Below are 25424 nucleotides of genomic sequence, written 5' to 3'. Positions count from 1 at the left end.
GGGTGTTCGTTTTCGATTTGGTATCCTTTTCTCAGGTTTTCGGTAATCGGACGGTCACCTTTGTCCCTCGTCCCAGTTCACTGTCAACCATGAGCCGTGCCTGTTCCCCTAAAAGCAAGAGAAGTCGTTCTGATATATTTCCAAGGGCAACTTGATTCCCTGCACCACGTTGAGGTTCTTCTTTCATTCGTTCAATTGTTTCTTGCTTCATCCCTTGGCCACTGTCCCGAACTTCAATGTACGAATAGGCGTCATCTTGCCAGCCTTTTATGGAAATTTCCCCGGACCATTCCCCATGCTGATGCCCGTGTTCAATTGCATTTTCAATTAATGGTTGCAAAATTAGTTTTGGAATGGAAAGGGAGCGCATCGCTTCTGGAACAGCGATCGAAAAAGTCACTTTCCCTTCTAATCGTTTCTGTTGGATTGTGATATACGACTCAACGAAAGCCAACTCTTCTCTGAGCGGGACAAAGCGTGTTTTTTGATCAATGCTGTAGCGGATCAGACGCCCGAGTGAGGCGACCATATCGGAAAGCTCGTACGCTTGTTTTGTAATCGCCATCATATTAATATGTTCCAATGTATTGTAAATAAAGTGCGGGTTCATTTGCGTTTGGAGTGCTTTGATTTCCGCGTCTTTTTCTCTAATCTCCGTTTGGTATACTTTCGCAATTAATTCATTAATTTGCTTCATCATATGGTTAAACCCAATTGCCAATTGCCCCAGCTCATCCTTTGAGCTTCGATTCATTCGATGATGAAACTGGCCTTTTTCTGCTAGCGCCATGACTTGGCGAAGCTCAAAAATCGGCTTTGTTAAGGAACGTTCAGCTACAAGGGCAAGCATAATCACCACTGCAGAGACAGCCAGCATCAGCCCGATTGTAAACAAGCGCAACGATTGTGACGCCCCGACAATATGATGCTCAGGCAAGAAGACAATCGTTTGCACGTCTCCACTCGAATCATTTCGAATAACAGGCAAGTAATCCACTCCATCTACCGCGATACTCTCACGCTCAGCCAGCTGCCAAACGTCCTCTCCTTTCGCTTTTAAGAGGGGGTAAATCGCTTTCCCTGTTTCGTAAATCGGTTCCCCATTTCTATCAATCATCGTAATCGATGCATCTTCCGATAAATCAACATCCTCTAGAAGGGATTCAATGAAGCTTAATTCAATGTCGACTTTAATCATGCCAAGGGGACGAAAGCCATCAGGATCGCGAAGCAAACGCCCAACAGAAAAAACAGACTTTTCTGCTCCTAGCACATAGGACGGAGAGTGCGTTGGCAATAACAGAGACGCGCCATTCCCTGCTTCAATCGCCTCTTGCCAATCAGACGTCCCTTCGGCTAAACGATGCACCGTTCGAGGTGAGCCAAGGTCACTAAACAAACTTCCGTCTCGCGTAATGATATGAATACCAGAAAGCTCTTGCCGATTATAAGAGAGCGTCGATAAAAACGAGCTCATTCGTTCGAACTCTTCAGTCTGGGGATAATAGGAATGATGGACATCGGACCGGTTTTTAAGAATCGCTAAAATATCTCTGTCATATAACGGCAACAGTGACAAACGGTGCATCTCATCAATATAGGCATTCACGTTTTGGTTCACTTGACCGATCACTTGAACCGTATAATGGTACGTTTGGTCTTCAAGCGTTTTTGAAAAGTACGCATATGTGATCATCCCTAAAAGGTTTAACGGTACTAAAACAATCGATAAAAACAGCAAAATAATCTTTGGCCGTAACGACACCTTAAGTCCCCTCCACTCCGCTACAATAAGGCTCTTTGCCTAAACTGGGTAGGTGTACAGCGTTTCTCTTTTTTAAATAGTTTCATAAAGTGCTTTTCACTTTGATAGCCCGACATTCTCGCAACCTCATACACACGGAGGTTCGTTTGATGGAGCAACGTTTCAGCCCGTTCCAATCGTTTTTGCGTAACATAGGTTGAAAAATTTTGACCAGTTTCATTTTTAAACCATTGACTGAAATAAGTAGGATGCAAATGAACGAGCTTCGCTACAGCCTGAAGGGTAATATCTTGATCAATATGCGTTTTAATATACGAATCCACTTGTTGAATTAAATGGTGTTCGTGATACGCTTGTTCTGGCTCAACGAGACCTCTTTTTATCTCATCAAAAGCAAGCACCACTTCCGTCCGGTCAATGGGCTTCAATAAATAACGACTCACCCCATGTTGGATGGCCTGTTGAGCATACGCGAACTCTTCATGCCCGCTAACAATCACTATTTTTACATGGGGATAGTAACTTCGCGCTTCTCGAATAAGCGATAACCCATCACGCTTTGGCATCCGAATATCCGTTAATAAAACATCAGGACAATCATGAGCAAGCAACTCCAGCGCCCGCTCGCCGTTATCGGCTTCGCCAATAACAGTAAAATCAGTGACAAGCTGATCGACAATCGTCACCAGCCCTTTTCGAATCATTTTTTCGTCTTCCGCAATGACTACTTTGTACATTTCTGCTCCCCCTTTAAAGAAAAGAACCTTCATTTAACAGAAGGTCCCTCCAGTCTTTATGGCGCTGTATTCGTCTGAATCCGCAGTGCATCCACTCTCAAGGCCGCACTTCCTTGTGAGTCAGCTCCCACCTTCACTAAATTTTGCCCAGCTTGGGAAACCGATGTCGAACGAAACAAAAATTCATCATTTCGATAAACGTCGTACGTGGTTTGTCCTGTGGACACCAATTTATAACGCGCTCGCTCCGTTGGGTCAATCTCAACCGCGACGGTAGGTTGGAAAAGCCGATCTTGAATAAACCCTTGGTTACCGTCATATGTGATAAATAGAGACTTCTGTCGGTTGCCTTCTCTAATGCTAATTTCATTGCCCTGGCTCGGCGCAAAGACCGACAGCTCCGCCTCTAATGTATAAAACGAATTTGGCAAGTAAAACCCCTCATACGTCAAGTAATGGTAAGCGCCTCCACTTCTGCGGTTTTCAATAATGTCAACGAACCCAGCACCTTGCTCAATCGTTCCTTGCGCAGCGCTCCCTTTGGCAATCTGCCACCGCCTTGTGTAATCGTCAAAGCGTTCATCAATGACATTCCACACCTCCCCGTCGCGCACCTCTATCGAAATCGCTTCAGTCGTGATAACTTTTCCTTGATAAGACACTTCTGCTCGTACTTCTGCGATTCCTTCTCCACCAGAATAAAGGCGCTGACCGTCCACCCTTACAACAGACGAATCACTTGAAAACAGGGAAAACGATAGCTCATTTTCCGCAATCGTTGTTCCATCGTATCGACGAGCAAGAACATCAAAATCAATTTCGCTATTGGTTGAAACAACCCGACTTGGCAATCGCAAAGAGGCTGTCGCCATTTCCACTCGTTCATCACCAAGAATCGCCCGAGCAAGGGCAATTTTCGTGGATCCACGTTGCCCAGCTTCATACACCATGTATAGCTCATCTTCCGAATAAATATAGGAGCGCGACGCCGCACGTCCGTTTTCAGGAGCAACAGCTGACGGCTGATAATAAGGCCCTAAATGAATTTCCTGGTCAAAATTCTCGCCAACATCTACCACATACTGATTTCCTGATCCCCCATGCACCGTAACATAATGATGGCCATTGTAAGGAAAGTAGTAAGCTCCTGACAAATTCCCTCCTTGCCCAGGCTGCGGGGAAATGAGCGGTTCTTGTTGCGCCTCCCACTCCCGCCCATCAGCTGACCAAGCTAAATAAATCCGCCGCGTCCCATTATGGTTCCCCATCAACAGCATCACATAGCGATTGTCCTTTCCATCAAGCTCATGCTCGAATACACGCGCATAAGAAGCCTCGCTAATCCCTGTAAAATCAGACGTGTCAATCACGACCTGTTCATAATCAAAATGAATGCCATCTTCAGAAGAAGCAAGACGAGTCACTGAGTTTTCCCCATGAAAATACAAAAACAACTTGCCCTCCTCCTCATTCCAAATCGGATGAGCAGAGGCCACATGTGAAACATTGTAGTGGGGCTGCCAGTTTCTTGAGATCACCGGGTTCGAAGCGTATTCCGTCCAAGGCCCAGTTACCGAATCCGCATACGCAAGCGCAATCCCCCCTGGAGCATCGTGGGGACCATAATACATGTAATACGTTCCAAGAGGATTCTCAAAATAATCAGCCGCCCGAATAACCGTCGGAAAATCAACTTCCCCCGTTGGATTATACCGCATCTCACTCGGCTCAATCAGCGTTTTTTCAAAATGAAACAACGGCAACTCATGAGCCTCCATACGATCATCGCCCAAAACCAGACCAGCCAACAATAAAATCACCGAAACAGTAAGCGCTTTCAATGGAGATTTCATTTAACTCCTCCTCTCATATGTCTACTCATTATAGCGTCAAGCAAAGCTGTAGATATTCCTGTTGCATTAAGATCTGGTGGTGTTTTTTTAAGGGGTTATCCCTACTTGGGTTGTCCCTTGGAGTTGCTATAACTTGATCCGTTTAAAAAACAATTAAACGGAAATAAGAAAAATTAGATGATGGTAGTCCTAGATGAAAGTGAAATTGTCATAATATAGGAGGATTGAGTTATGAGCGCTAAATCAAAGAACTCTATTGAAATGCAATTGTTGAACGGTTTTGTCATTCTAGTCGGTTTACTGCTTATCTTTTCAGTGGGTCATAATTTATATGTCGGGAAGTTTAACTGGACATTGCTAATATTTTTAGCAGCTATTTTTGCTTGGGTCGTATTTTGGAGAGGTTTTCGAAAAAAGAGAAATGAGTAATACTTACTATGCGATGTCAACGCAAATATAAAGCAAGCTAGAGGTCGTGTTGGTTAGGAAAAACCTTTTCCGGCACAAACTTGATTTTAATCACTTTAAAGACGCTTCTGCGACTGTATTATCATACGTGTGCCTTTACCGCTTAGCGCATGCCGATTCTAAAGGTCGGTAATGCCCAACCATCATACAATTTGATGACCTCGTACGCCTTCAGTGCCACATTAAAAAGCCTTCTCCCGACAGACATCGAGAAAAAGCTATTCAATCCTCATTTCACAGGGAGTTTTTGACCTCCCTCATACTATCCTAATCGCGTGATTTAGTATGCAGGAAGAACAAGCACGAGCTTCTTTATTTCGAAAAGAGTAAAATCAGTTTTTTAATGATAAATATTTGTGTACAATCTCTTCCGCGAGACATGTTGATGAATCCACAAGAGAAATATCGCCTGAACTTTTATCTGTAACAACGTTTAAATCTGTACATGCAATAATAGCCGTATCAATCGTATCAGCTAATTGTAAATAGAGTTCATCCCATAATTCGAGAGACTCACTGATCTGACCTTGTTTAATTTTTTCAATGATTTGATTGATACACGTTTGCCAATCATCTTGATGCAAAAATTCATACCCCTCTTTGGCTAAGGCCTCTTGGAATATACCAGATTGAACGGTAGGGGTGGTAGCTAAAAGAGCCACCTTCTTTGAATGTTCCGGTACTCTCTTTATTGTTTCCTCGACCATGTTTAACAAAGGAATAGAAAGTGAATTTTTCACCTGGTCAAAATAGACATGCGCCGTATTACATGGGATTGCTATAAAATCAACACCTGTTTTCTCGAGCCTCTTAGCCCCATTAATTATAGCCATTTCCATATCCTTATGATTAAGCGGCTTATCAATATAGAAAGGCGTCGGGCATGAATAAATCATCATGTGTGGAAAATCGATGTCATTAACTGCACCATATATTTTTTGGCATTGATCTACAGTCTTATCTACAAATGGGCCAGTCGATTTCGGTCCCATTCCTGCTAATATTCCAATCATCGTTTCCTCCTAATTAATATGTTGCTATTAATCTATTGTACATTTTACTCTAGGGTAGGATTATGGGCAATCTATCTACGCACTCGAATGCAATTCAATCCACGCAACCACAAGGAGTGCGACTTCGTGTACTTCCGATAAAAATAGGGAAAAGTCACTCTTTCCCTCATCATATCATGGAACACGAACAATATTTCAACATTTTTTCACTTTATCCGTTTCATCTCAGGAAACCGTCACGTCTTATATTGGGGTTTTCTTTTCCTAAGAAAAAGGGTATACTGATCATAAGAAATGAGTAAAGTAAAAAGACTGAAGGTGCTGGTACACCTTCAGTCAAACAATAGCACGGTTCCCTGCAAGGGGGATCGGCCGATTGGACGAATAATCCACCTGAGCCGCTAACTCAAGGGTGGATTATTTTTTGTGGTTGTGAAACGACAGCAATGCAACGATCAGTAGCCCGAACGTCAACATAAGGGAAATTCCTTCAAATACTGTCATACAGCAACACCCCCTTTCATGGGAGTGTGCCGACCACCCTTGAGTAAACCGTTATGCTATTGTGCTTCAATTATAGCATGTTCCCTTGTTGTTAACACTATCTTTCAGAAACGGGCGTTGGCCCGTTCGAGCAAATAGTAGGATGAACTGTCAGCCATCGTTGCCATTTTATCCTCGCCAAATTTTGCTAAAACTGCGGGCGAAGTTAATGTACCTTTTTTTAAATCAATAGGCAAAAGTGATATACCATTCTAAAAACTGTAGCCTCGGCATTTTCGTGCCGAGGCTTTTTTTGTATCGAATTGAAAATACATTTCAATCCACGCACTCACAAAGAGTGCGACAGCCAAATCTCCCTATTTTTTGGAATTTAAAACACAAATAATAGAGAAAAGCCGCTCTTCTCCTTTATCATATCATGGGAAACTAACAACATTTCACCACTTTTACACACATTTTCTCATATTTAAGCTCTTTTTTGGTGCGGGTGATCTAGGGATTTTATGTGTGCTTGGGGTTCGCACTATAAAATCGGCTATTTGCTATATTTGTGTTAGTCTACAAAAAATTATATCATGTTTTCGCCTTTAATTTTTATAGATTAAAAATCGATGCCTTTCTTTACAAGCAATCGCCAATTCCGCAAATCTAACTTCCATTCATAAATTCGCGTTTCCCCAAAAATACAAAGCTTAAGCCTGCCAGCAAAAGTAGCCGGCAAGCTTAACTTCGCCCCGTCCTATTTCTCTTTTCTAACGTTATTAATCCATGCTTTGTCTTCGTCCATCATTTTTTTGGCGGCGATGATCGTCAGTATTTGAATCGCGATGATTGGAATGCCCATTAACCCGGATAATACTTCAAGTGGCGCCAATCCACCTATGTTCATGAGCGTTAGTGCCAGCACGGTAATGACCACGGCGACAAAAATGCGGAGGTGTCTTGAAGGGCTGCGCCTGCTCATGTCTTGTGTTGACATATAGGTCGCGATCGTATACGTCGTCGAGTCTAATGTCGTGACTAAGAAGATCGTGGCAATGATGATAAACACCAAAATGGATATTTCTGGTATCGGCATAGACGCCAAAATTTGCGGTACTGCTGTGACGGGTTCTTGTTCTTGGACAATATTTAACACTGAGACGTCTCCGCTTGTGTGTCGCTCAACGCCAAGGCCTCCTAAAATCCCTGTCGCCACCCACGATAGCATCGTCGGCGCTAATAGATACGTTAAAATCATTTCTTTAATGGTTCTTCCTTTTGAGACCACTGCTGCAAATACACCGTGGAGCATCGCCCATGTCGCATTGTACGCAAACCAAAAGACTGTGTGGCTTTCAATATGAGAACCTCCTCCCTCTGTATGGAGGGAGTTTGTATAAAGGGAAAAGTCTAGATAACGTGATACCAAGACGCGAACGGAATCGGTAAAGAAATCTAAAATAAAAATGCCTGGGCCGATAATCATGATAAACAAAGCAAATCCCCCGGCAAGGTACATGTTCATTGTACTCAAACGTTTGATTCCTTTGTCTAACCCTACGTAGGCACTCAGAGTAAACACAAACACCCAAATTAAAGTGACAATCATCGTTAACAAAAACGTGACCTCTATATTAAACAGTTCTGCTAAGTTCTCTGTCACAATCGGTGTGCCTAGCCCTAGTGTTACGGCGGCACCTGCTAAAATGCTGACTAAAAAGAGCGTATCTAATACGATGCCGCCAAGACCGTCCGTGAATTTATCGCCAAAAATAACACGGCACGCTTCGGAAATACGCATCTTTGGCTTCTTCCGGACGTGAAGGATGTAGGCCATTGCCGGCGCTGCCATTACAAAGACGGCAAACGTTTGGAAACTCCATAAAAACATGCTGTAAGCGTTGCCTGTTAGGAGTGCTTCGCTAGATCCAGCTTGTAAGCCAAATGGGGGATCGACCGCCACTTCACTCCATTGGACCATGCCTGTCCGCATCAATGTTGCGCCAACGCCCATTGCCACTAAAATCGAAGCGTACTCAAACAACGTATACCTTGGCTTTTCACTGGGATCGCCTAAAACAACTTGTCCGTATTTGGAATAAGCTAACCATATCCCAGTGACAACCATTAAAAGGGCATACCACATATAGCCCCAAGCAAAGAGATCGACAATCGTATCAAAAATTGTATTTAATAGTGTTGTCGATTCTTCGGTATAGATTGCAAATAAAAAACTCACTATCGCAATGATTAGAATAGAAGGAAAAACAATTTTATTTTCCATCGTTCTTTTTTTGCCTATCGGACCGCTTTTCATCAAACCTCTCCAATCTAAAAAAGCTATTCGATTTTTTTACGATCAAGGACAAGCTCCATTCGGACTCGACTCAATAGAAAACAGCAGAAAAACACGGGATAACAACCGTCTCGCCCTTGAACCTACTGCTTCCTTTCCTGTAAGCCAAGACTAGCCCCCATTGCTGCACGCCACCATACGTTCAAGCCAGTTGCCAAAGCAGCAAGCACTGTATTTATTCCCGTTAAACAAAAATTAAACCTTGTTTTTTCAGTACAAGAAATCATCCTTTAAACGGAACTGATCAAAAAAAGACAACGCTTCATGCGGCGCTGTCTAAAGAAAAAGGTTCGTATGGATCGTTATAGGAAAGACATGACATTCATAAAATTATTCATAAGCTACCTTTTTCTTTCATTTTTTGCTATTTCAATCGCTTCTGTCATTTCTTCATAGGAGGAGGCTTCTTTATATACAAAGCTGTCTGAATGGCTTAGGGGAAGGGGGATGGCTAAAAACAGCTCTGAACACACATCAAATTCCTCCTGAATTGGAAAAAGCAAACCTGGCCCTTCATTATCAGGCTTGGACGTCACAATGTAGCCAGTTTGGTCTTCATCGGTCGTTATAAAAAACAAAAAATGTTTGCCTTCTTTTTCTCTCAGTTCTTCCAATTCAGTCGGATACAGAACCAACGCGCCGTCCGGGGCATCTACTTCCAATCTTGTCGGCTTCTTGTCCCTTTTGAAAAAAAAATTCGAATCCCTGCTTTCTTGTTTTTAAATTTTCATTTTCGCTTATAATACCACTATTTTCATTCGAACAAAGACTCGGCCATTCTAAATAAACGTAACACAGCAATTGATTTTTGCGCAAAAGAAGAGGGCGTTTTTACTGCTCATTTAGATCCTTGAGCGAAAATTGTTTTAGCTTTTTTTGGCCTAAGAACCTTGTGAGCAAACATAATCGGCTCGGCTTTGTTGCGGATGCGATGGACTTTAACATGTATCTCTCGTAGTGTGGTCATCACAGTTGCCAATGAATAATCCCGATGGAGAAGACGGACAATCATTAATTTGGCACAATCCTATTCCATACAATGAATCAGTTTTCTGCAAATAAAGGAAGCATCTTAACAAAATAATCTGCCTTTTTGCATACAATTTCTATATAATAAGAGCTAGGCAAAGGCAGGACAGTATACTTGCCATGCTGATTTTATGAATAAAGACGGAGGTGAACCATTCATGTCTAATGAGCATGAGGTTTTATTAGATAATGAAAAACAAAATGAGCCCGAAATCAAAGTAGAAAGAAGAGAGGGAGAACCAACTGGAGCCTTCAAAGGGGCTACTTGGGCTGCGTTGATAGTGGGTGTCGGTGCGTATTTTATCGGCTTGTTTAACGCAAATATGGAACTGAACGAAAAAGGATATTACTTTGTCGTTTTAATCTTCGGACTCTATTCATCAGTATCTTTGCAAAAGGCAGTAAGAGATAAAGATGAAGGCATACCTGTTACGAGTATTTATTATGGGATTAGTTGGGTTGCACTTATTGTCGCTATTTTATTAATGGGTATCGGTTTATACAATGCAGGCAGCATTGTTCTGAGCGAAAAAGGATTTTATGGCATGTCTTTTGTCCTTAGCTTATTTGCCGCCATCACTGTTCAGAAAAATATTAGGGACACACAACGGGCAAGAGAAAGAGATTGAGTAGTCCGTTTGCCTTACATGGAACATGTAATCTACATAAAAAAATGAACCTTGGACGGGGTTCATTTTTTTGTTATAACGGAGCAGCCATACTTTTTTAGGCAGGGATTAATTAGTAAGGTTTTTGGCCATTATCCATCAAAAAAGATTCACGGCAAGCTGAATGCTTTTGATTTATATTACAATTAAACTGGATATCTGTATAAGCTTATGTTAATTAGAGCCAATCTTCTACCTATTAATCAAATGATATTTACAAATGTTAGCGAATAAAGTACCTTTTTGCCCACTTGTACCCAAACCAGGCTTTGAAATTGGATTCTTACCGAGTGAGATCTCTTTCTTTATACACTAGTACAGATGGTTGATATTGCGAAGAGACATTCTCCCACGCTTTTGTTGCCCCTTTTTTCTGGATATAGTTCTCCTCACATACAAAAAACCCGGCTAAATTAGCAGCTGGGTTTGGTGACACCTATCCCAACGTTCTCGTAAAAACAACGAAAAAACCCCACGCTACACACGTGGGGCTTCTCCCCTTACTTCATTAATACCTGCTCAGGACGATGGATCGTCTGCACCGTGCGGATTTCGTTTGACACTCCGTCGACCATAAAGGTGTGGGTGGCGAGTTCGCCTTGGCTGTTCTTTTTGACGCCGTCGACGAGCAGGCCGTCGGTGACCCCTGTGGCAATAAAAAAACATTGTTGTGAGGCGACTAAATCATGAAGATTCAGTAATTGATTGGGGTTGTCGAGGCCCATTTGCTGGCAGCGGGCAAGTTGTTGGTGGCCGTCTGGAAGCAGCCGTCCTTGGAAATCGCCGCCTAAGCATTTTATCGCAACGGCTGCTACGACGCCTTCTGGTGCACCGCCGATTCCGATGAATAAATCGATGTCGTGGTCGGGCAATGCGGTAGCTAATGCGGCCGTTACGTCTACTTCGTGGAACAATTTGACTTTTGCGCCTGTGTCCCTTGCTCGTTGGACGAGTTTTTGATGGCGTGTCCGGTCTTGGACAATGACTGTGACGTCTTTCACTGCCTTGTTTTTGGCGCGGGCTACGGCTTGAATGTTTGCTTCTATCGGCGCGTCTAAATGGACGGCCCCTTTGGCTTCGGCTCCAGTCGCCAGCTTTTCCATATACATGTCTGGGGCATGAAGCAATGTGCCGTGTGGTGCTCCCGCTAGTACGGCAATGCAGTCGCCTTGTCCTTTGGCTGCGGGCGTTGTTCCGTCAAGGGGGTCGACGGCGAGATCAACCAGTGGCCCGCTGCCGTTTCCGACAACTTCACCGATGTACAGCATGGGCGCTTCATCCATTTCGCCTTCGCCAATCGCGATTCTGCCTCGAAAGGGAATGCGGTTTAGCGCTGCCCGCATCGCTTCGGTGCTCGCCCGGTCTGCTTCGATTTTATTGCCTGTGCCGATCCAAGGAAAGGAGGCGACGGCTGCTTGTTCGGTTACGTGGGCCATTGAAAATAGAAAGTCTCTCATTTTCGTCTACCTACACTTTTTCTCGAGGCTGGACTGAGTCGCAAAAGGCTTTGAATAGCAAGAACGCTGAAGCGGCGCCAGGATCGATCGTGCCGATCGACCGTTCTCCTAAACGGCTTGAGCGGCCAACATTGGCTTGTAGCCTTTTTGTCGATTCCATCCCTTTTTTGGCGGCGGCAAGCGCTCCTTCGCCGTCGAACCCGCCTCCTCGCTCACGTAAATAAGCAGCCATTGGTGCAAGGGTATCGACCATTGTTTTATCGCCTATTTTTGCGCCGCCTCGTGCTTCTATTCCTTCTGCAAACGCAATCCAAAAGGTGGCGACGTCTTCGCTTGTTAAAGCGTTTTTTCCTTTAAACGGTTTGCCTGCTTGCAAAAAACCAGTCGCATAAAGGGGGCCGACGGAAGAACCGACTGCATTTAAAAACGCCATCGCCACTTGTTTGCAAATGACGCTAATATCGGTTTCGGCATCGAGGTCGTCTAGCGCTTGCGCGACTGCTTTCCAGCCAATGTCCATCGTGACGCCATGGTCGCCATCACCTAGGTGGCGGTCTAATTCACATAAATAATCACGCTCTTCTGCCATTTTGTCGCGCATTGAGTAAAGCGCTTTCTTTAAATCCGTCGCTTGGATCATTTGTTGTCACCTCTTACTCGTATTGGGCATACAGCGGGCATTCGGCGGGCGCATCGATGAGCGCTTTTAGTTCTTCGTCCACTTTCATTAGCGTGACGGAGCACCCGCCCATTTCCATTGATGTGCTGTAATTGCCGACATAACTGCGGTGGATGTTGATTTGTTTTTCGCTCAGGCGCTGTTCGACTCTCCGGAACATAATAAACAGCTCCATTTGCGTCGTGGAACCTAGTCCGTTGACAAGCACGGCGACATCGTCTCCAGCTTTAAGGTCGCCATCGTTTAAAATGTCGTCAATGAGACGGTCGCACACATCGTCCGCTTGTTGCAGCGGTCCTTTTTCAACACCGGGCTCTCCGTGGTGGCCAAGCCCGATTTCCATTTCGTTTTCACCAAGGACAAAACTCGGTTTGCCCGTTTGCGGCAATGCACACGGCGTCAATCCGACTCCCATGCTGCGCACCGATTCATTTGCTTTATTCGTTAAGCGGACGACTTCGCTTAAGTCGTCGCCCCTGGCGGAAGCGGCGCCTGCCACTTTAGTGACAAAAAATTCGCCTGCGATTCCTCTTCGCTTTTCTTTTTCCCTTTTTGGCGCAGAAGCGACATCGTCACGGACGATAATCGATTCTACTTTTATGTCGTGCTCCATATCGGCTAAATCAGAAGCCATGCCGAAATTCATGATGTCGCCTGCGTAGTTGCCGTAAATGTATACGACGCCATTGCCTTGATTGACTGCTTCGGTCGCCTCTACGATTGGCTGTGGCGGTGGGGAAGCAAAAATATTTCCAACGGCCACGCCATCAGCCATGCCACGGCCGATATAGCCCATAAACGCTGGCTCATGGCCGGAACCGCCGCCTATGACGATGCCAACTTTTCCGTTTCCATGAAGGGACTGTTTGGCGACAAGGGCGCGCCCGCTTCCCTCGACTTTCTCCACTAACTGCGGAAACGCTTTCAAATAGCCATCGATCATTTCATCCACAACAACATCGGGATTGTTTACGAGTTTTTTCATTTCTCTTACCTGCTTTCCTGCTCAAGGTATGCCTGCTCTTGCTCAGCGATTTGTTGGATTTTCCTCGCCGAGGGGCCGCCTGCAAATGAAGCGCCTAAGTAAGCGTTTAACACTTTTTTAGCTGCTTCTGGGCCAATGACTTTCGCGCCCATCGTCAAGATTTGGGCATTGTTGCTCAATTGCGCCCGTTCAGCTGAATAAGTATCGTGGCAAAGGGCGGCACGGATGCCTGGCACTTTGCCTGCTGCAATCGCGACGCCAATTCCTGTCCCGCAAATTAAGATGCCACGGTCGATCTCGCCTTTCATGATGTCGTTGCCGACGCGGAAGGAAACATCTGGGTAGTCGACTGCTTCACAAGAGTGGCAACCGTAATCAACGACATCATAGCCCTCATCTATCATGTACGTCTTTAGTTCTTCTTTCAGTTCAAACGCATTATGGTCAGAACCAATCGCAATTTTCACTTGATGTAACCCCTTTCACCCTTTCCTTAGCTCCATTTTTGCAAAACAGATTGTTTTTGTCAATCATTTATTTTCGTTTGTTGTTATTTATTGTTGTTTGTGTTGATTACTTTTACGCCAGCTTCGGTTAAAACAGCTGAAAAGTCAGCGTCGATTTCCTTGTTTGTAATGACGAGTGAAATTTCATCCAGCTGGGCAAACGTCGCGATTGATGTTTTGCCGATTTTGCTATGGTCGATTAAGGCAACGACTTGATTGACTTTTTCAACCATGCGTTTTTTCAGTTCCACCTCATACACATTAAAATCGGTTAAACCAGCGTATTTCGAAAATCCGTTGGCCGAAGTAAACAAATAGTCGACATTGATTTCGTCTAATATCGACGCTCCGAGCAATCCCTCTAGCGAGCTGGAACCTTTCCGCAATACGCCGCCAAGCAAAATGACTGTGATCGTCGGATGGTCTCGCAATTCAAGCGCCGTATACACACCGCTTGTGACAACCGTGAGTTTTAATGTTTTGCTATTTAAGACTTTTGCCAATTCAAGTGCGGTCGAACTAGCATCGAGCAAAATGCAGTCTCCATCGGACAGCATTTTGCTCGCTTCTTCCGCTAGTAATGTTTTTTCTTTTGTATTTTGTTGTTTTCGATAGGAAAAGCTTGTCTCTTTTTCGCTCACAGCTGGCATGTCATCGATTAAAATCGCCCCGCCATGGGTGCGCTCCAGCTTTCCTTGTTTCTCTAATTGATTTAGATCCATACGCAATGTCGCTTCGGAGACATTTAAGCGCTCCGACAATTCTTTTACTGTTATTCGTTTGCTTTCACGCAATATATCCAAAATCGAATCTCTTCGTTCTGCTACAAACATTTTTTTCATGGCACGCCCTACCTTTTTTCTTTTTCACTTATCATGTATCTTACTATATTAAACCAACGAATGGATACGCAAACACAATATGACTACAAATAAAATAAAACAAAAGTATTCAACAAAAATATTGACATAAACGAAAACAATGTTATGATTTTCAATATCTGATTTGAAAACGCTTACGAAAGGGGTGGTCGTTTGACCGTATCTACCATATTTGATTTATCGACGAAACATGCAGTGGTAACTGGCGGTGCCCAAGGCCTTGGTTTTACAATCGCAAAGTCATTAGCGGCCTTCGGTTGCGACATAGCGATTGTAGACATTGACGCTGAAGCTGCTGCAAAGGCAGCACAAGAAATTACAACTACTTATTCGGTCAACACACGGTCGATTCAAGCGGATGTCAGCAAAGAGGAAGAAGTCAGCGTCATGGTTGATCGTGTATTGGAATCATTCCCACGAATCGATGTGCTCGTCAATAACGCAGGGATTGTAAAGAAAATCGATACATTGGACATGACATACAGCGATTGGAAACGAACAATGGATGTGAACATAAACGCTTTATTCCTAACATCTAAGCAGGTTGGCAAACATATGGTCGCTAATGGGTCAGGCTCGATTATGAACATGTCTTCCATGTCTGCGATGATTGCCAATCGGGAAGCACAGAGTGCGTACAATGCCTCTAAAGGCGCGGTCAGTATGCTGACCAAATCACTCGCTTCAGAATGGGCGCAATATGGGATACGTGTCAATGCGATAGCGCCTGGCTATATGGCCTCGCAAATGACAGGGCCGTTATTCGCGCCTGGCGGGGAGCTCGAACACATCCTAGACCACGTTCCGATGAAACGCCTTGGTCGTCCAGATGAATTAAGCGGCATAGCTGTTTATTTAGCATCTGACGCATCTAGTTTTACAACTGGCTCCATCATCGTTGTGGATGGCGGCTATACCACATGGTAAACGATTAAGCACATACAGGAGGAAAACACGATGAACGATTCAATTCCTAAAAAAATGAAAGCGGTTGTCGCTTACGGCCCGAAAGATTATCGATTGGAAGAAGTCGACGTGCCGGTGATTGAAAACGACAAAGAAATCATTGTAAAGGTAGAAGCAACAGGCATTTGTGCTGGCGATATCAAAGCATTCGACGGGGCGCCAAGTTTTTGGGGCGATGACACACAACCTGCTTATATTAAAGCTCCTATGATTCCAGGCCATGAATTTATCGGCCATGTGGTCGCTAAAGGCGACGGGGTTGGCGACTTTGAAATCGGTGACCGGATCATTTCCGAACAAATTGTGCCGTGCTGGGAGTGCCGGTTTTGCAATCGCGGCCAGTACTGGATGTGTGAAAAACATGACTTATACGGATTCCAAAACAATGTCAACGGATCGATGGCAGAATATATGAAATTCACAAAAGAGGCGATCAACTACAAAGTGCCGGCAGATTTGCCGATCGAACAAGCGATTCTAATTGAACCTTATGCGTGCAGCATGCACGCCGTCCAGCGGGCCCGGATTGAATTAGGCGACATCGTTGTTCTTTCTGGAGCAGGTACTCTCGGCCTCGGCATGATTGGCGCCGTCAAAAAGTCTGGCGCCAAAACGCTCGTCGTTCTCGATATGAAGGATGAGCGGCTAGCGCTTGCCCGACAATTTGGCGCAGATGTAGTGTTGAACCCAGCCAAAGACAACGTCGTTGAAAGGGTAAAAGACATGACAGACGGCTATGGCTGCGATGTGTATATTGAAGCAACTGGCCACCCTGCTTCCGTTGAACAAGGGCTCAGCATGATCCGCAAACTTGGCCGTTTTGTCGAATTTAGCGTTTTCAAAGACCCTGTCACAGTTGATTGGAGCATTATTAGCGACCGAAAAGAACTGGATGTCCTTGGCTCGCATTTAGGCCCATACTGTTATCCGCTAGTGATTGAAGGCATTGCCAATGGCGACTTGCCGACAGAAGGCGTTGTCACACATGAGCTTCCTCTTGAACGGTTTGCTGAAGGGTTTGAGCTTATGAAAAATGGTTCAAATTCACTCAAAATTATTTTAAAGCCGCAACAGGCATAAGAAGATCGAGGAGGAAGTGCTATGACCCATTTAATAAACAAAGTCGGCTTGCCTTCCCATTTGCTGTGGGGATATGTCGGTGTCATGCTTTTTATGGTTGGCGATGGCCTTGAAATTGGTTGGTTAAGCCCCTACTTAGTTGAACAGGGGCTTTCTGTCCAGCAATCGGCTTACTTATTTACAGCCTATGGCGTGACTATTGCCGTTTCGTCTTGGTTTTCAGGCACATTATTTGAAGCCCTTGGCGCGAAAAAAACGATGTTTCTCGGCGTCTTGCTATATGTGCTTGGCACCGTTGGCTTTGTTGGTTTTGCAATCGGCGACTTGAATTACCCGTTGATGCTCGTCACATACGCGATGCGGGGATTCGGCTACCCTCTCTTTGCCTACGGATTCCTTGTTTGGATCGCCTACCGGACGCCGCAACGCCAACTTGGCGCAGCTGTAGGTTGGTTTTGGTTTGTTTTCACAGGCGGTTTAAACGTGCTTGGCGCTTACTATTCCATTTGGGCAATTGAACATTTAGGGCATCACAACACACTTTGGAGTGCACTTTTGTTCATTGGGCTTGGAGCCTTGTTTGCACTCGTCATTAACCGTGACAAAATCGTCCGCCAAGAAGCAAAAAGCGGAACGTCGAAGTGGAGAGAGCTGTTAAAAGGGATTACAATCATTAAACACGAGCCGAAAGTGGGCATCGCTGGGCTTGTCCGCATTATTAACCAAACAGGCCAGTACGCCTTTCCAGTGTTTATTCCAACTTATTTTGCGGTCGAATATGGGCTCAGTACATCCGCTTGGCTTAGTTTATGGGGGACGATTTTCATCTCCAACATTGCAGTCAACCTTCTTTCCGGCCTGATTGGCGACCGATTTGGCTGGCGCAATACAGTGATGTGGTTTGGCGGTGTTGGCTGTGCCATCTTCACAGTCGTCTTCTTTTATACACCAGCGTTGACAGGCGGCAACTTTCTCGCCATGCAAATTGTCGGCATCCTTTGGGGCGCCTGTATTGCCGGCTATGTACCATTATCTGCGTTAGTTCCTTCATTAGTAAAAGAAGACAAAGGCGCGGCGATGGCGATTTTGAATTTAGGCGCTGGCCTGTGCGTATTTGTTGGCCCTTTGCTTGTCGGTTTGTTTTTCGACTTTATTGGCGTAACAGGCTTAATTTGGCTCATTGCCGGCCTTCATTTGCTTGGCGCTGTTTTGACAAAGTTCATTACACTGCCAAACAATGCGAAAACGGCAACAGCCGAAAGCAGCCCGGCGACTGCTTCTTAATAGCAAAACCCCAGTTGGGCGTTTTTTGTTCCGACTGGGGTTTTATGGATTATAGCTCTCCGATCAGTCGCTTTCTCGATTAAAGCGCAGCAAAATAGTAACAATGATCTTCTACTTTGTGCAATTCAACTCGATCGCCTATCTGGACCGGCCCGTTCAACATCCTTCCTGTCACGCGCAGGCCGTGCTCCATCTCGACGAGTACGATCAAATAAGGGGCTTGTTGTGCGAATCGTTTTGGTGCTGCATAAATTTCTGTATACGAGTACACGTTGCCTTTGCCATTTAAGTCAATGGAATCGAGCGTGTCACGGTCACAATCCGGACAGTAGCTTTTTCCGTTGTGGAATAAACGGCCGCAATCAGGGCAGCGGCTTGCTGGCATGTTCATTGCTCTTTAGCTCCCTTCCTTAGCGAATAAGTGGACAACCGAATACGCGCCAGTGCCGCCTAGGTTTTGGGCAAGGCCAATGCGCGCGCCATCTACTTGGTTGCAGGCGATGCCATTTAGCTGTTCTGCGATTTGCACGATTTGGGCGATGCCTGTGGCGCCAATAGGGTGGCCTTTTGATAACAGCCCTCCGCTTGTATTCACAGGAACATTGCCGCCATGCTGAGTCAGGCCTTGCTCCACTGCTTCCCAGCCTTTGCCTCTATCCGCAAAGCCAAGCTCCTCAATCGCAATCAGTTCAGTAATGGAAAAACAGTCATGAAGCTCGACTACGTCGACGTCTTCAGGACCGAGTCCGGCTTGTGCATAAGCTTGCTGGGCGGCACGATGTGTCGCTTCGATCCTAAGCAAGTTGCCGACTTCTTGCATGAGCGGCGTGCCGCTCGCTTGGCCTGATGACAACACACGGACGCCTGATTCGCTTTTTTTCAGGACGACTGCTGCCGCTCCGTCGGAAATCGGTGAACAGTCGAGCAACCGCAACGGGTCGGTAACGGGCCTTGCCGTTAACACATCTTCTAACGAAATAGCCTTTTGAAATTGGGCGATTGGATTGGCTTGGGCGTACATCCGGTTTTTTAAGGCGACCATCGCCAAATGTTTTCGTTGTGCACCATATTCGTGGATATAGCGGTTGGCCACAGCGCCAAAATAACCTGGAAACGTTAGCCCCGTCGCGCTTTCGTTCGATTCGGCGTCCATCGCTGCGTTAATCGCATTGGTGACGGTCTCTGTATCAACGTTTGTCATTTTTTCCACACCTGCGACAAGAACGGCATTGTATTCGCCAGCTTTGATGAGTTGGTACGCTTGCCTAAAAGCAATGCCTCCCGAAGCACAGGCGCCTTCGACTTTCATGGCTGGAATAGGCCCTAAGCCTAACTCATTGGCAAGGATCGCACCGAGAATTTCTTGCTGTGAAAGGGCTCCGCCTAAAAAGTTGCCGACGAACACAGCATCGATTTTCGGCCGGCCAGCAGCGGTCAATGCCTGGCGGCTCGCTTCTACCAACAGCGCTTTAATCGATTCGCTCTTTCTTCCAAACGCCGTTCGTCCAGTGCCGGTTACGGACACGTGCGCCATATTCAGACACCTGCCTTTTTGTATTGGTTTCGCAATGTTTTCCGCATTATCTTCCCGTAGCTGTTTTTTGGCAGTTCGTGCACAAATTCAATTACTTTCGGCTTTTTGTAGCGGGCCAAATGCTCCGTGCAATGGGCAATGAGCGCTTTTTCCGTGACAGGGGCGGCGCCAGCCTGCAATACGACATGGGCACAAATCCGTTCTCCCCATTTTTCATCCGGGGCGCCGAAGACGCACGTTTCTTTCACAGCTGGATATTGATTGAGCACTTCTTCGACTTCCCGGGGATAGACGTTCAGGCCACCAGTAATGATGACGTCCTTGGCCCGATCCATAAGATGCAAGTAGCCTTTGTCGTCAAGACGGCCTAAGTCGCCGGTATAAAACCAGCCATCCTTGATTGCTTCAGCTGTTGCGGTTTCATTCTGCCAATAGCCTTTCATCACAAGCGAGCCTCGGCAGGCAACTTCGCCGATGTCGCCAACCGGCGCCTCTTCGCCGTCGGGCGCGACAATTTTCACTTCTGCAAATGGCCCGGCCGCTCCGCAAGAGCTCGGCCTCGCCCCGAGCTGCTGTTTTGGCATGATCGTGATCGCCATTGGCGCTTCAACGAGGCCATACGTTTCCGCAAGCTTTGGACCGAGCGCCGTTAATGCTTTTTGCAATTTAGGGACGGCAATTGGCGCACCAGCCATATTAATCGATTTCAGGCTGCGCAATTTAACAGGGTCAAAGCACGGGTCATGAACCATTAAGTTGACGAGTGTCGGCACCATGAACATCACCGTCACTTGCTGTTTTTCCAATTCATCGATAAAACCGCTCGGCTCAAACTTTTTAAATACGACTTGCTTGAGCCCATAGAACCATGCGGTTTGCGCCAAAAAATTCGTTCCGTGCGTTAACGGGGCGACATGCCCGATGGTGTCGCCATACGTGATCTCACAGGCTTGGATGAGCGATAGTGCGCCCGCTACCATGTTTCGGTGTGTCAGCATCGCCCCTTTCGGCTTCCCAGTTGTGCCTGACGTATACATAATCGCAAAAAGGTCATCTTCGCCAACGGCGACATCAGGAAAATCATCGCTTTGCGTTTGCAAAAACGGTTCGTATGCCTCCTCCACGTCGATTCGTTCAACGTTGGCGGAGAGGCCTGCCAGCAACTGCCTCTCGCCAATGACGACGCTCGCTCCTGCATGTTCAATAATGTAAGTCGCTTCTTTTGGGTGAAGCCTGTAGTTGACTGGTACTTTCACTAGTCCGGCAAATGCGATCGCCGCATCGATTTCAATATGCTCCTTGCGGTTGGACATGAGCGTGGCCACTCGGTCCCCTTTGTTCAAACCACTTTGCATTAAAGCATGGGCGAGCTGGCAGGCGCGTTTCTTTAACTGGCCATACGTAAGCGTCCCGTCTTCGTCGCTGGCGGCAACGTTATCCACATGCTGGAGCATGGCTTTTTTGGCGAGCGCCCCAATCGTTTCCATTTAATCCCCTCCTACACCGCTATGGTGAAAGTTGATAACTTTGTAACCTAAACTCGGATCATAGTGGCGTTTTCCCGTTACATGGCCAGCACTAATGACGCAATACTCTGCCGTAATGCATACTTTGTTGTAACCCCTTAAAAAATGGCCCGCCGATACCGTTTCATCTTGTTTTTCAATGATGCCATGCAAATGGAGATCTAGTTTTCCATGTTCATCTTCACAAATAAACCCTGTTGCTTGAATTAGTTCCACCGGCTCAGCAATAACGGTAGGTGGGGCATAGCCGTCTGTACGCCCGTTTTTCATTTTAAAAACCGTGAAACCGGCTTGCTTCAGTGAGCCAATGCAGGTAACCATTCCTGAACGAATGCCGTGTTGTTCGCATAACTCAATGATTTTGTCCATCAAGTCTTCTCCCGCACAAATCGAACCGAAATAGGTTTGGCTCTCCGACGCCTTAAAGAGATGGGACACACGCTCCTTCATTTCATCACTCCCTCTTTTTATCCGATTGCACTTCCTCCGCATACTTTTAATACTTCCCCTGTCACATAGTCGGCTTGGGGAGACGCTAAATAGACAACGGCTGCTGCAATATCTTCTGGTGTGCCCATCCGTTGGATCACTTGATTGGCCAATGGATAGTTCATTCCTTTCGTGATCTCGGTTGCTACTGGTCCTGGGGCAATGCTGTTGCACGTAATCCCTAACCGGCCCACTTCTTTGGCAACCCAGCGTGTAAATGCAATCACGCCGCCTTTGGAGGCTGCATAAGCTGGTCCAGATCGCTCTGCTCTTTCGCCCTCATTAAAAGCAAAAGGGCCGCCCATAATACCTGAGATCGAACTAATGTTAATGATCTTGCCGTTGCCTTGTTGTTTCATATACGGATAGATCGCTGTTTGTGTCATTAAAAAGGTCCCACGCAAATTGGTGTCTATGTCTCGATGCCACATTTCATCTGTCATTGACTCTAAGTCGTAACGGCAACAAGTGCCGGCATTGTTGACGACAACGTCAATGCGTCCGAATCGACGATTAACCGCCTTCATCAGGCCTTCCACTTCATCGCGATTTTTTACATCTACCTCATAACAAACAACTTCTGCCCCACCGACATCGTTTGCAATTGTTTCCTTCGTCTGTTCACAAGACAACACATCGACTAAAACGACATCGGCTCCTTCCTTCGCTAATTCGATCGCAGCAGCGGCGCCAATCCCCCGTGCTGCTCCTGTTACGATTGAGACTTTCCCTGCCATTTTCGACATTTCTGCCCACTCCTTTTTATTTAAAGATTCAATAAATCTGGCAACCAATTGGATACAGCTGGAACATACATGACGATGAGCAACACAACAATAGAAGAAACTAGAAAAGGACCAATTCCCCTTACAATTTGTTCAGATGGCACACCAGAAATGCCACTGGCCACAAACAAATTCAATCCGACAGGTGGCGTAAACAGGCCAATTGCCAATGCGACCGTCATGAGCACGCCAATCGTAGTCGGGTCAACGCCGACTTCAAGCAAAATCGGCATCAAAATCGGTACAAAGATATAAAATGCGGAAATGGCGTCTATAAACGCGCCAATCACCAACAAAATCACGGCTGTCAGAAGCAATAGGAGGACGCGGTTTTCCGTCATCCCTAGCACAGCTTGCGTCATCCCTTCCGCTACATGTTGCGTCGTCACGAGATAAGAGAACAATGAAGCAGCGCCAATAATGAACATAATGACCGCTGATTGTACAGACGAATCGACTAAAATTCGGCCGAGATGTTTCAGTTTTATTTCTCGGTAAAACACCCCGCCGACGAGCAGTGCATAAAACACCGCGACAACGGCAGCCTCCGTTGGCGTAAACATGCCTGAATAGATACCGCCCATAATGATGACAGGGACAAGCAACCCGAAAAGCGCTCGGTAAAACGCTTTCAAAATTGCTGCCAAAGAGGCGCGTTCCACGCTGGCTGCCGCTTCATCTGGGCGCTTGCTTGCTGTTTGCAAGTGAGAAACGCGCTTACTTGCAAAAATGCTGGCAACGAGAAGACCGGCAGCAAGTAAAAGGCCCGGTATGATACCTGCGACAAACAGGCGGCTAATGGAGATGCCAACAAAGTCATTGGCTATGACGCCAAAAATGATAAAGGCAATGCTTGGCGGCAAAATAATTCCTAGTGCGCCTGAACTGGCAATCAACGCCGAAGCACTATTTTTGTTAAAACCATTCTTAACAAGGGCAGGGATGAGGATCGCGCCCATTGCGGCAACCGTCGCCGGCCCTGAGCCAGAAATAGCCGAGAAAAACAACGCAGCGACAATGGCGACGATGACGATGCCGTTTTTCTTGTGGCCAAAACAAAGGTAGGCAAAGTCAACAAGCCGTTTAGAAATGCCCGAATAGCTCATAATGACGCCAGCTAACACGAAAAACGGAATGGCCAATAACGTAAATGAAGAAATGGAGGAATACATAATGCTAGGGAGAAGCGCCAACGACGAAAACCCCGAGCCCAACACGAGAATGACCAAAGCTGATACACCTAATGCAAAGGCAACAGGCACGTGGATCAACAACAAACAGAAGAACAATACAAAGAGCAACGCCGATAACATTACCGATTCACCTCTTTCGCCGCCATTTCCACCTTCCGCTGCTTCTCTCCCCCTTGCGTGAGCCTCTTGCTTTCGGTCACCCACATTTCAACCGTCCTTATGAAACAGAGCAAGCTACCGAGGGGAATCGCGGAAGTAAACAACCACTGCGGTATACTTAAAGCTGGCGTCACACGGCCCCGTTCTGCCTGTGCCAACACGAGTTCCATTGAAAAGTAAAACATGCAACTGAGAAAAACGATCATCACCAAACACGTAGCCGCTAAAGCCACTCGTTTCCACATGCCGCTCAACTTGTCATAGATAAAGCGAAAACCGAAGTGTGCCTGTTGTTTAATCGCAATCGACGCGCCAACAAACGTCATCAACACAAATAGATTGATCGTTATCTCTTCAGCAAACGAGAAAGAAGTATGAAACAAGTAGCGGGATAATACATTGGCAAATGTAATCACCGACATCGTCCCAAGTGAGACGGCAACCAACACATATTCAAAAATAGCCAAGCCTCTCAAATATAATCCCCCTAATCTTGTGCAGCCGCCTCTGTTAGAAACGTTTGCATATTTTCTTTCCCCCAAATGTCTTCAAAATGCTCGTATACAGGCTGAGCAGCATCGCGAAATTGTTGAATTTCTTCATCCGTTGGGTAATAAATGTCCATTCCTTTTTCCTTTAACTCTTCTAATTGCCTTTCTTCCTTGTTTCTTGCAATCTCGATTTGATACGCATTCGCTTCCTCGGCTAGCCTTGAAATCAGTTGTTGATCTTCTCGATCAAGGGAGTCATACAACTCCTTATTCATGCCAAGGATTAAAGCGTCATACACGTAATTCCACATCGTCATGTAGCCTTGCACTTCTGAAAGCCCAGAAGAATAGGTGACATCGACTGGGTTCTCTTGGCCATCGATGGTGCCTTGTTGCAGAGCGGTGTACACTTCAGAAAAAGCCATTGTAATCGGGTCGGCTTCTTGATTGCGGAAATGGGTCGTAAACACCCCCATACTAGGCACCCTGATTTTTAAGTGTTTTAAGTCTTCTGGCTTTTTAATCGGCTGTGTGTCATTTGTAACTTGCCGAAATCCGCTTTCCGCAAAGCCAAGAGGTTCGACGCCCCTTTCACGCAGCATGGCATTAATCAGAGCTCCTGATTCGCCATTGAGCATCCGTTCTGCATCTTCATAGCTGTTTATTAAAAACGGCGCGCTCAAAATGCCAAATCGTGGATCGATGCCTGCGTAGATAATGCTGGAATTATAAGAGAAATCCTTCGTTCCATCCATCAACTGCTCAACTCCCGCTTCCGGGCTTCCAGCTGACAACTGTTCATTCGTGAAAATCGCTATGGTGATTCTGCCATCCGTTTCAGCCTCCACGTCATCGGCAAATTTTTTGGCCGCTTCATACCAAGTCGAGCCACTGCCTACTGTAACCGTCATTTTCCATTCATAATGTCGTTTTTCATTTCCAGCAACGGACCGTTCACTACAGCTCCCAAGAAATAGTGTAAGCGCTACCAAAATAATGCTAAGCGCTTTCTTGCCCATAAGCGCTCCTCCTCT

Annotated in this window: 25 protein-coding genes; 5 read left to right on the top strand and 20 right to left on the bottom strand. The window is 45.9% G+C overall.

The genetic code is table 11. From position 1 onward, the window contains the following. Positions 1-31 precede the first annotated feature (31 nt). From BUC05_RS08735 to BUC05_RS08725, 3 genes are read right to left on the bottom strand one after another with little or no spacing between them, the layout of a single operon-like run. The gene (locus BUC05_RS08735) at positions 32-1765 is read right to left on the bottom strand and encodes a cache domain-containing sensor histidine kinase (protein WP_073304592.1); all 1734 of its coding nucleotides are present in this window, start codon (positions 1763-1765) and stop codon (positions 32-34) included. Between the two features lie 20 nt (positions 1766-1785). Beyond that, positions 1786-2502: a response regulator transcription factor gene (locus BUC05_RS08730; RefSeq protein ID WP_063609155.1), complete on the bottom strand. Its 717-nt coding sequence runs from the start codon at positions 2500-2502 to the stop codon at positions 1786-1788. 56 nt (positions 2503-2558) lie between these two features. Continuing rightward, positions 2559-4355, bottom strand: a complete 1797-nt coding sequence (locus BUC05_RS08725) for a glycoside hydrolase family protein (RefSeq protein WP_073304590.1) — start codon at positions 4353-4355, stop codon at positions 2559-2561. Between the two features lie 231 nt (positions 4356-4586). Here BUC05_RS08725 and BUC05_RS08720 point away from each other — a divergent pair, with 231 nt between their 5' ends. Next, positions 4587-4784, top strand: a complete 198-nt coding sequence (locus BUC05_RS08720; protein ID WP_063609151.1) for a hypothetical protein — start codon at positions 4587-4589, stop codon at positions 4782-4784. A gap of 371 nt (positions 4785-5155) precedes the next feature. Here BUC05_RS08720 and BUC05_RS08715 read toward each other — a convergent pair whose 3' ends face one another. From BUC05_RS08715 to BUC05_RS08705, 4 genes are all read right to left on the bottom strand, one after another. Beyond that, complete coding sequence (locus tag BUC05_RS08715) at positions 5156-5836, bottom strand: aspartate/glutamate racemase family protein (protein ID WP_073304588.1); 681 nt, start codon at positions 5834-5836, stop codon at positions 5156-5158. 417 nt (positions 5837-6253) lie between these two features. Next, positions 6254-6340 (bottom strand): putative holin-like toxin, encoded by an 87-nt coding sequence (locus BUC05_RS22050; RefSeq protein ID WP_220557514.1) that lies wholly within the window; start codon positions 6338-6340, stop codon positions 6254-6256. Positions 6341-7079: 739 nt separating this feature from the next. Then, positions 7080-8639 carry a BCCT family transporter gene (locus tag BUC05_RS08710; RefSeq protein ID WP_073304586.1) on the bottom strand — a complete coding sequence of 520 codons (1560 nt, stop codon included), beginning with the start codon at positions 8637-8639 and terminating at the stop codon, positions 7080-7082. Between the two features lie 380 nt (positions 8640-9019). Next, positions 9020-9340: a hypothetical protein gene (locus BUC05_RS08705; protein ID WP_073304584.1), complete on the bottom strand. Its 321-nt coding sequence runs from the start codon at positions 9338-9340 to the stop codon at positions 9020-9022. Between the two features lie 525 nt (positions 9341-9865). Here BUC05_RS08705 and yiaA point away from each other — a divergent pair. After that, a complete protein-coding gene (yiaA, locus tag BUC05_RS08700; protein WP_035203541.1) occupies positions 9866-10336 on the top strand; it encodes an inner membrane protein YiaA in 471 nt (156 codons plus the stop codon). A gap of 539 nt (positions 10337-10875) precedes the next feature. Here yiaA and glpX read toward each other — a convergent pair. The 5 genes from glpX to BUC05_RS08675 all read right to left on the bottom strand — a co-directional run bounded on the left by glpX (position 10876) and on the right by BUC05_RS08675 (position 14835). Continuing rightward, a complete protein-coding gene (glpX, locus tag BUC05_RS08695; protein ID WP_073304582.1) occupies positions 10876-11832 on the bottom strand; it encodes a class II fructose-bisphosphatase in 957 nt (318 codons plus the stop codon). A 10-nt stretch (positions 11833-11842) separates the two neighbouring features. Beyond that, on the bottom strand, positions 11843-12472 hold the full coding sequence (gene dhaL, locus BUC05_RS08690; RefSeq protein WP_035203556.1) for a dihydroxyacetone kinase subunit DhaL: 630 nt from the start codon (positions 12470-12472) through the stop codon (positions 11843-11845). Positions 12473-12485: 13 nt separating this feature from the next. After that, a complete protein-coding gene (locus BUC05_RS08685; protein ID WP_035203559.1) occupies positions 12486-13496 on the bottom strand; it encodes a dihydroxyacetone kinase subunit DhaK in 1011 nt (336 codons plus the stop codon). A gap of 5 nt (positions 13497-13501) precedes the next feature. Continuing rightward, on the bottom strand, positions 13502-13963 hold the full coding sequence (gene rpiB, locus BUC05_RS08680) for a ribose 5-phosphate isomerase B (protein ID WP_011248449.1): 462 nt from the start codon (positions 13961-13963) through the stop codon (positions 13502-13504). Between the two features lie 83 nt (positions 13964-14046). Further along, a complete protein-coding gene (locus BUC05_RS08675; protein ID WP_011248450.1) occupies positions 14047-14835 on the bottom strand; it encodes a DeoR/GlpR family DNA-binding transcription regulator in 789 nt (262 codons plus the stop codon). A 201-nt stretch (positions 14836-15036) separates the two neighbouring features. Here BUC05_RS08675 and BUC05_RS08670 point away from each other — a divergent pair, with 201 nt between their 5' ends. The 3 genes from BUC05_RS08670 to BUC05_RS08660 are packed head-to-tail and all read left to right on the top strand — an operon-like array spanning position 15037 to position 18213. Beyond that, positions 15037-15810, top strand: coding sequence for an SDR family NAD(P)-dependent oxidoreductase (locus tag BUC05_RS08670; RefSeq protein ID WP_035203561.1), 774 nt, complete (start codon positions 15037-15039; stop codon positions 15808-15810). Between the two features lie 30 nt (positions 15811-15840). Next, the gene (locus BUC05_RS08665) at positions 15841-16929 is read left to right on the top strand and encodes an MDR/zinc-dependent alcohol dehydrogenase-like family protein (protein ID WP_035203562.1); all 1089 of its coding nucleotides are present in this window, start codon (positions 15841-15843) and stop codon (positions 16927-16929) included. A gap of 21 nt (positions 16930-16950) precedes the next feature. Continuing rightward, on the top strand, positions 16951-18213 hold the full coding sequence (locus BUC05_RS08660; protein ID WP_035203563.1) for an MFS transporter: 1263 nt from the start codon (positions 16951-16953) through the stop codon (positions 18211-18213). A gap of 79 nt (positions 18214-18292) precedes the next feature. Here the strand turns inward: BUC05_RS08660 and BUC05_RS08655 are convergent, their stop codons facing one another. Genes BUC05_RS08655 through BUC05_RS08620 form a run of 8 tightly spaced genes read right to left on the bottom strand, consistent with a single transcriptional unit; the run spans position 18293 to position 25409 of the window. Continuing rightward, complete coding sequence (locus BUC05_RS08655; protein ID WP_073304580.1) at positions 18293-18604, bottom strand: Zn-ribbon domain-containing OB-fold protein; 312 nt, start codon at positions 18602-18604, stop codon at positions 18293-18295. Positions 18605-18610: 6 nt separating this feature from the next. Beyond that, positions 18611-19747 (bottom strand): thiolase domain-containing protein, encoded by a 1137-nt coding sequence (locus BUC05_RS08650; RefSeq protein ID WP_073304578.1) that lies wholly within the window; start codon positions 19745-19747, stop codon positions 18611-18613. A 2-nt stretch (positions 19748-19749) separates the two neighbouring features. Then, entirely contained in the window at positions 19750-21234 is a 1485-nt protein-coding gene (locus BUC05_RS08645; RefSeq protein WP_035203565.1) for a class I adenylate-forming enzyme family protein, read from the bottom strand. Further along, positions 21235-21723, bottom strand: a complete 489-nt coding sequence (locus BUC05_RS08640) for a PPC domain-containing DNA-binding protein (protein ID WP_050748997.1) — start codon at positions 21721-21723, stop codon at positions 21235-21237. A 17-nt stretch (positions 21724-21740) separates the two neighbouring features. After that, positions 21741-22508, bottom strand: a complete 768-nt coding sequence (locus BUC05_RS08635) for an SDR family NAD(P)-dependent oxidoreductase (protein ID WP_035203566.1) — start codon at positions 22506-22508, stop codon at positions 21741-21743. A gap of 20 nt (positions 22509-22528) precedes the next feature. Beyond that, a complete protein-coding gene (locus BUC05_RS08630) occupies positions 22529-23944 on the bottom strand; it encodes a TRAP transporter large permease (RefSeq protein ID WP_306344998.1) in 1416 nt (471 codons plus the stop codon). After that, positions 23860-24375 carry a TRAP transporter small permease gene (locus tag BUC05_RS08625; RefSeq protein WP_073304576.1) on the bottom strand — a complete coding sequence of 172 codons (516 nt, stop codon included), beginning with the start codon at positions 24373-24375 and terminating at the stop codon, positions 23860-23862. The genes BUC05_RS08630 and BUC05_RS08625 overlap by 85 nt, the downstream gene beginning before the upstream one ends. An 11-nt stretch (positions 24376-24386) precedes the next feature. Next, positions 24387-25409, bottom strand: coding sequence for a DctP family TRAP transporter solute-binding subunit (locus tag BUC05_RS08620; protein WP_063609125.1), 1023 nt, complete (start codon positions 25407-25409; stop codon positions 24387-24389). Positions 25410-25424: the final 15 nt, after the last annotated feature.

Origin of the sequence: Shouchella rhizosphaerae, from assembly GCF_900142675.1 — a bacterium.
GTDB classification, from domain to species: domain Bacteria; phylum Bacillota; class Bacilli; order Bacillales; family Bacillaceae_D; genus Shouchella; species Shouchella rhizosphaerae.
The sequence above is the reverse complement of the archived record's forward strand: the minus strand, read 5'-3'. Positions and strand labels throughout refer to the sequence as shown.

Bases quoted from the DNA above. Each gene is read 5' to 3' on its own strand.
- BUC05_RS08730 (WP_063609155.1), bottom strand. From the start codon at position 2,502: ATGTACAAAGTAGTCATTGCGGAAGACGAAAAAATGATTCGAAAAGGG.
- BUC05_RS08725 (WP_073304590.1), bottom strand. From the start codon at position 4,355: ATGAAATCTCCATTGAAAGCGCTTACTGTTTCGGTGATTTTATTGTTG.
- BUC05_RS08720 (WP_063609151.1), top strand. From the start codon at position 4,587: ATGAGCGCTAAATCAAAGAACTCTATTGAAATGCAATTGTTGAACGGT.
- BUC05_RS08715 (WP_073304588.1), bottom strand. From the start codon at position 5,836: ATGATTGGAATATTAGCAGGAATGGGACCGAAATCGACTGGCCCATTT.
- BUC05_RS22050 (WP_220557514.1), bottom strand. From the start codon at position 6,340: ATGACAGTATTTGAAGGAATTTCCCTTATGTTGACGTTCGGGCTACTG.
- BUC05_RS08710 (WP_073304586.1), bottom strand. From the start codon at position 8,639: ATGAAAAGCGGTCCGATAGGCAAAAAAAGAACGATGGAAAATAAAATT.
- yiaA (WP_035203541.1), top strand. From the start codon at position 9,866: ATGTCTAATGAGCATGAGGTTTTATTAGATAATGAAAAACAAAATGAG.
- glpX (WP_073304582.1), bottom strand. From the start codon at position 11,832: ATGAGAGACTTTCTATTTTCAATGGCCCACGTAACCGAACAAGCAGCC.
- dhaL (WP_035203556.1), bottom strand. From the start codon at position 12,472: ATGATCCAAGCGACGGATTTAAAGAAAGCGCTTTACTCAATGCGCGAC.
- BUC05_RS08685 (WP_035203559.1), bottom strand. From the start codon at position 13,496: ATGAAAAAACTCGTAAACAATCCCGATGTTGTTGTGGATGAAATGATC.
- BUC05_RS08675 (WP_011248450.1), bottom strand. From the start codon at position 14,835: ATGTTTGTAGCAGAACGAAGAGATTCGATTTTGGATATATTGCGTGAA.
- BUC05_RS08665 (WP_035203562.1), top strand. From the start codon at position 15,841: ATGAACGATTCAATTCCTAAAAAAATGAAAGCGGTTGTCGCTTACGGC.
- BUC05_RS08660 (WP_035203563.1), top strand. From the start codon at position 16,951: ATGACCCATTTAATAAACAAAGTCGGCTTGCCTTCCCATTTGCTGTGG.
- BUC05_RS08655 (WP_073304580.1), bottom strand. From the start codon at position 18,604: ATGAACATGCCAGCAAGCCGCTGCCCTGATTGCGGCCGTTTATTCCAC.
- BUC05_RS08650 (WP_073304578.1), bottom strand. From the start codon at position 19,747: ATGGCGCACGTGTCCGTAACCGGCACTGGACGAACGGCGTTTGGAAGA.
- BUC05_RS08645 (WP_035203565.1), bottom strand. From the start codon at position 21,234: ATGGAAACGATTGGGGCGCTCGCCAAAAAAGCCATGCTCCAGCATGTG.
- BUC05_RS08640 (WP_050748997.1), bottom strand. From the start codon at position 21,723: ATGAAGGAGCGTGTGTCCCATCTCTTTAAGGCGTCGGAGAGCCAAACC.
- BUC05_RS08635 (WP_035203566.1), bottom strand. From the start codon at position 22,508: ATGTCGAAAATGGCAGGGAAAGTCTCAATCGTAACAGGAGCAGCACGG.
- BUC05_RS08620 (WP_063609125.1), bottom strand. From the start codon at position 25,409: ATGGGCAAGAAAGCGCTTAGCATTATTTTGGTAGCGCTTACACTATTT.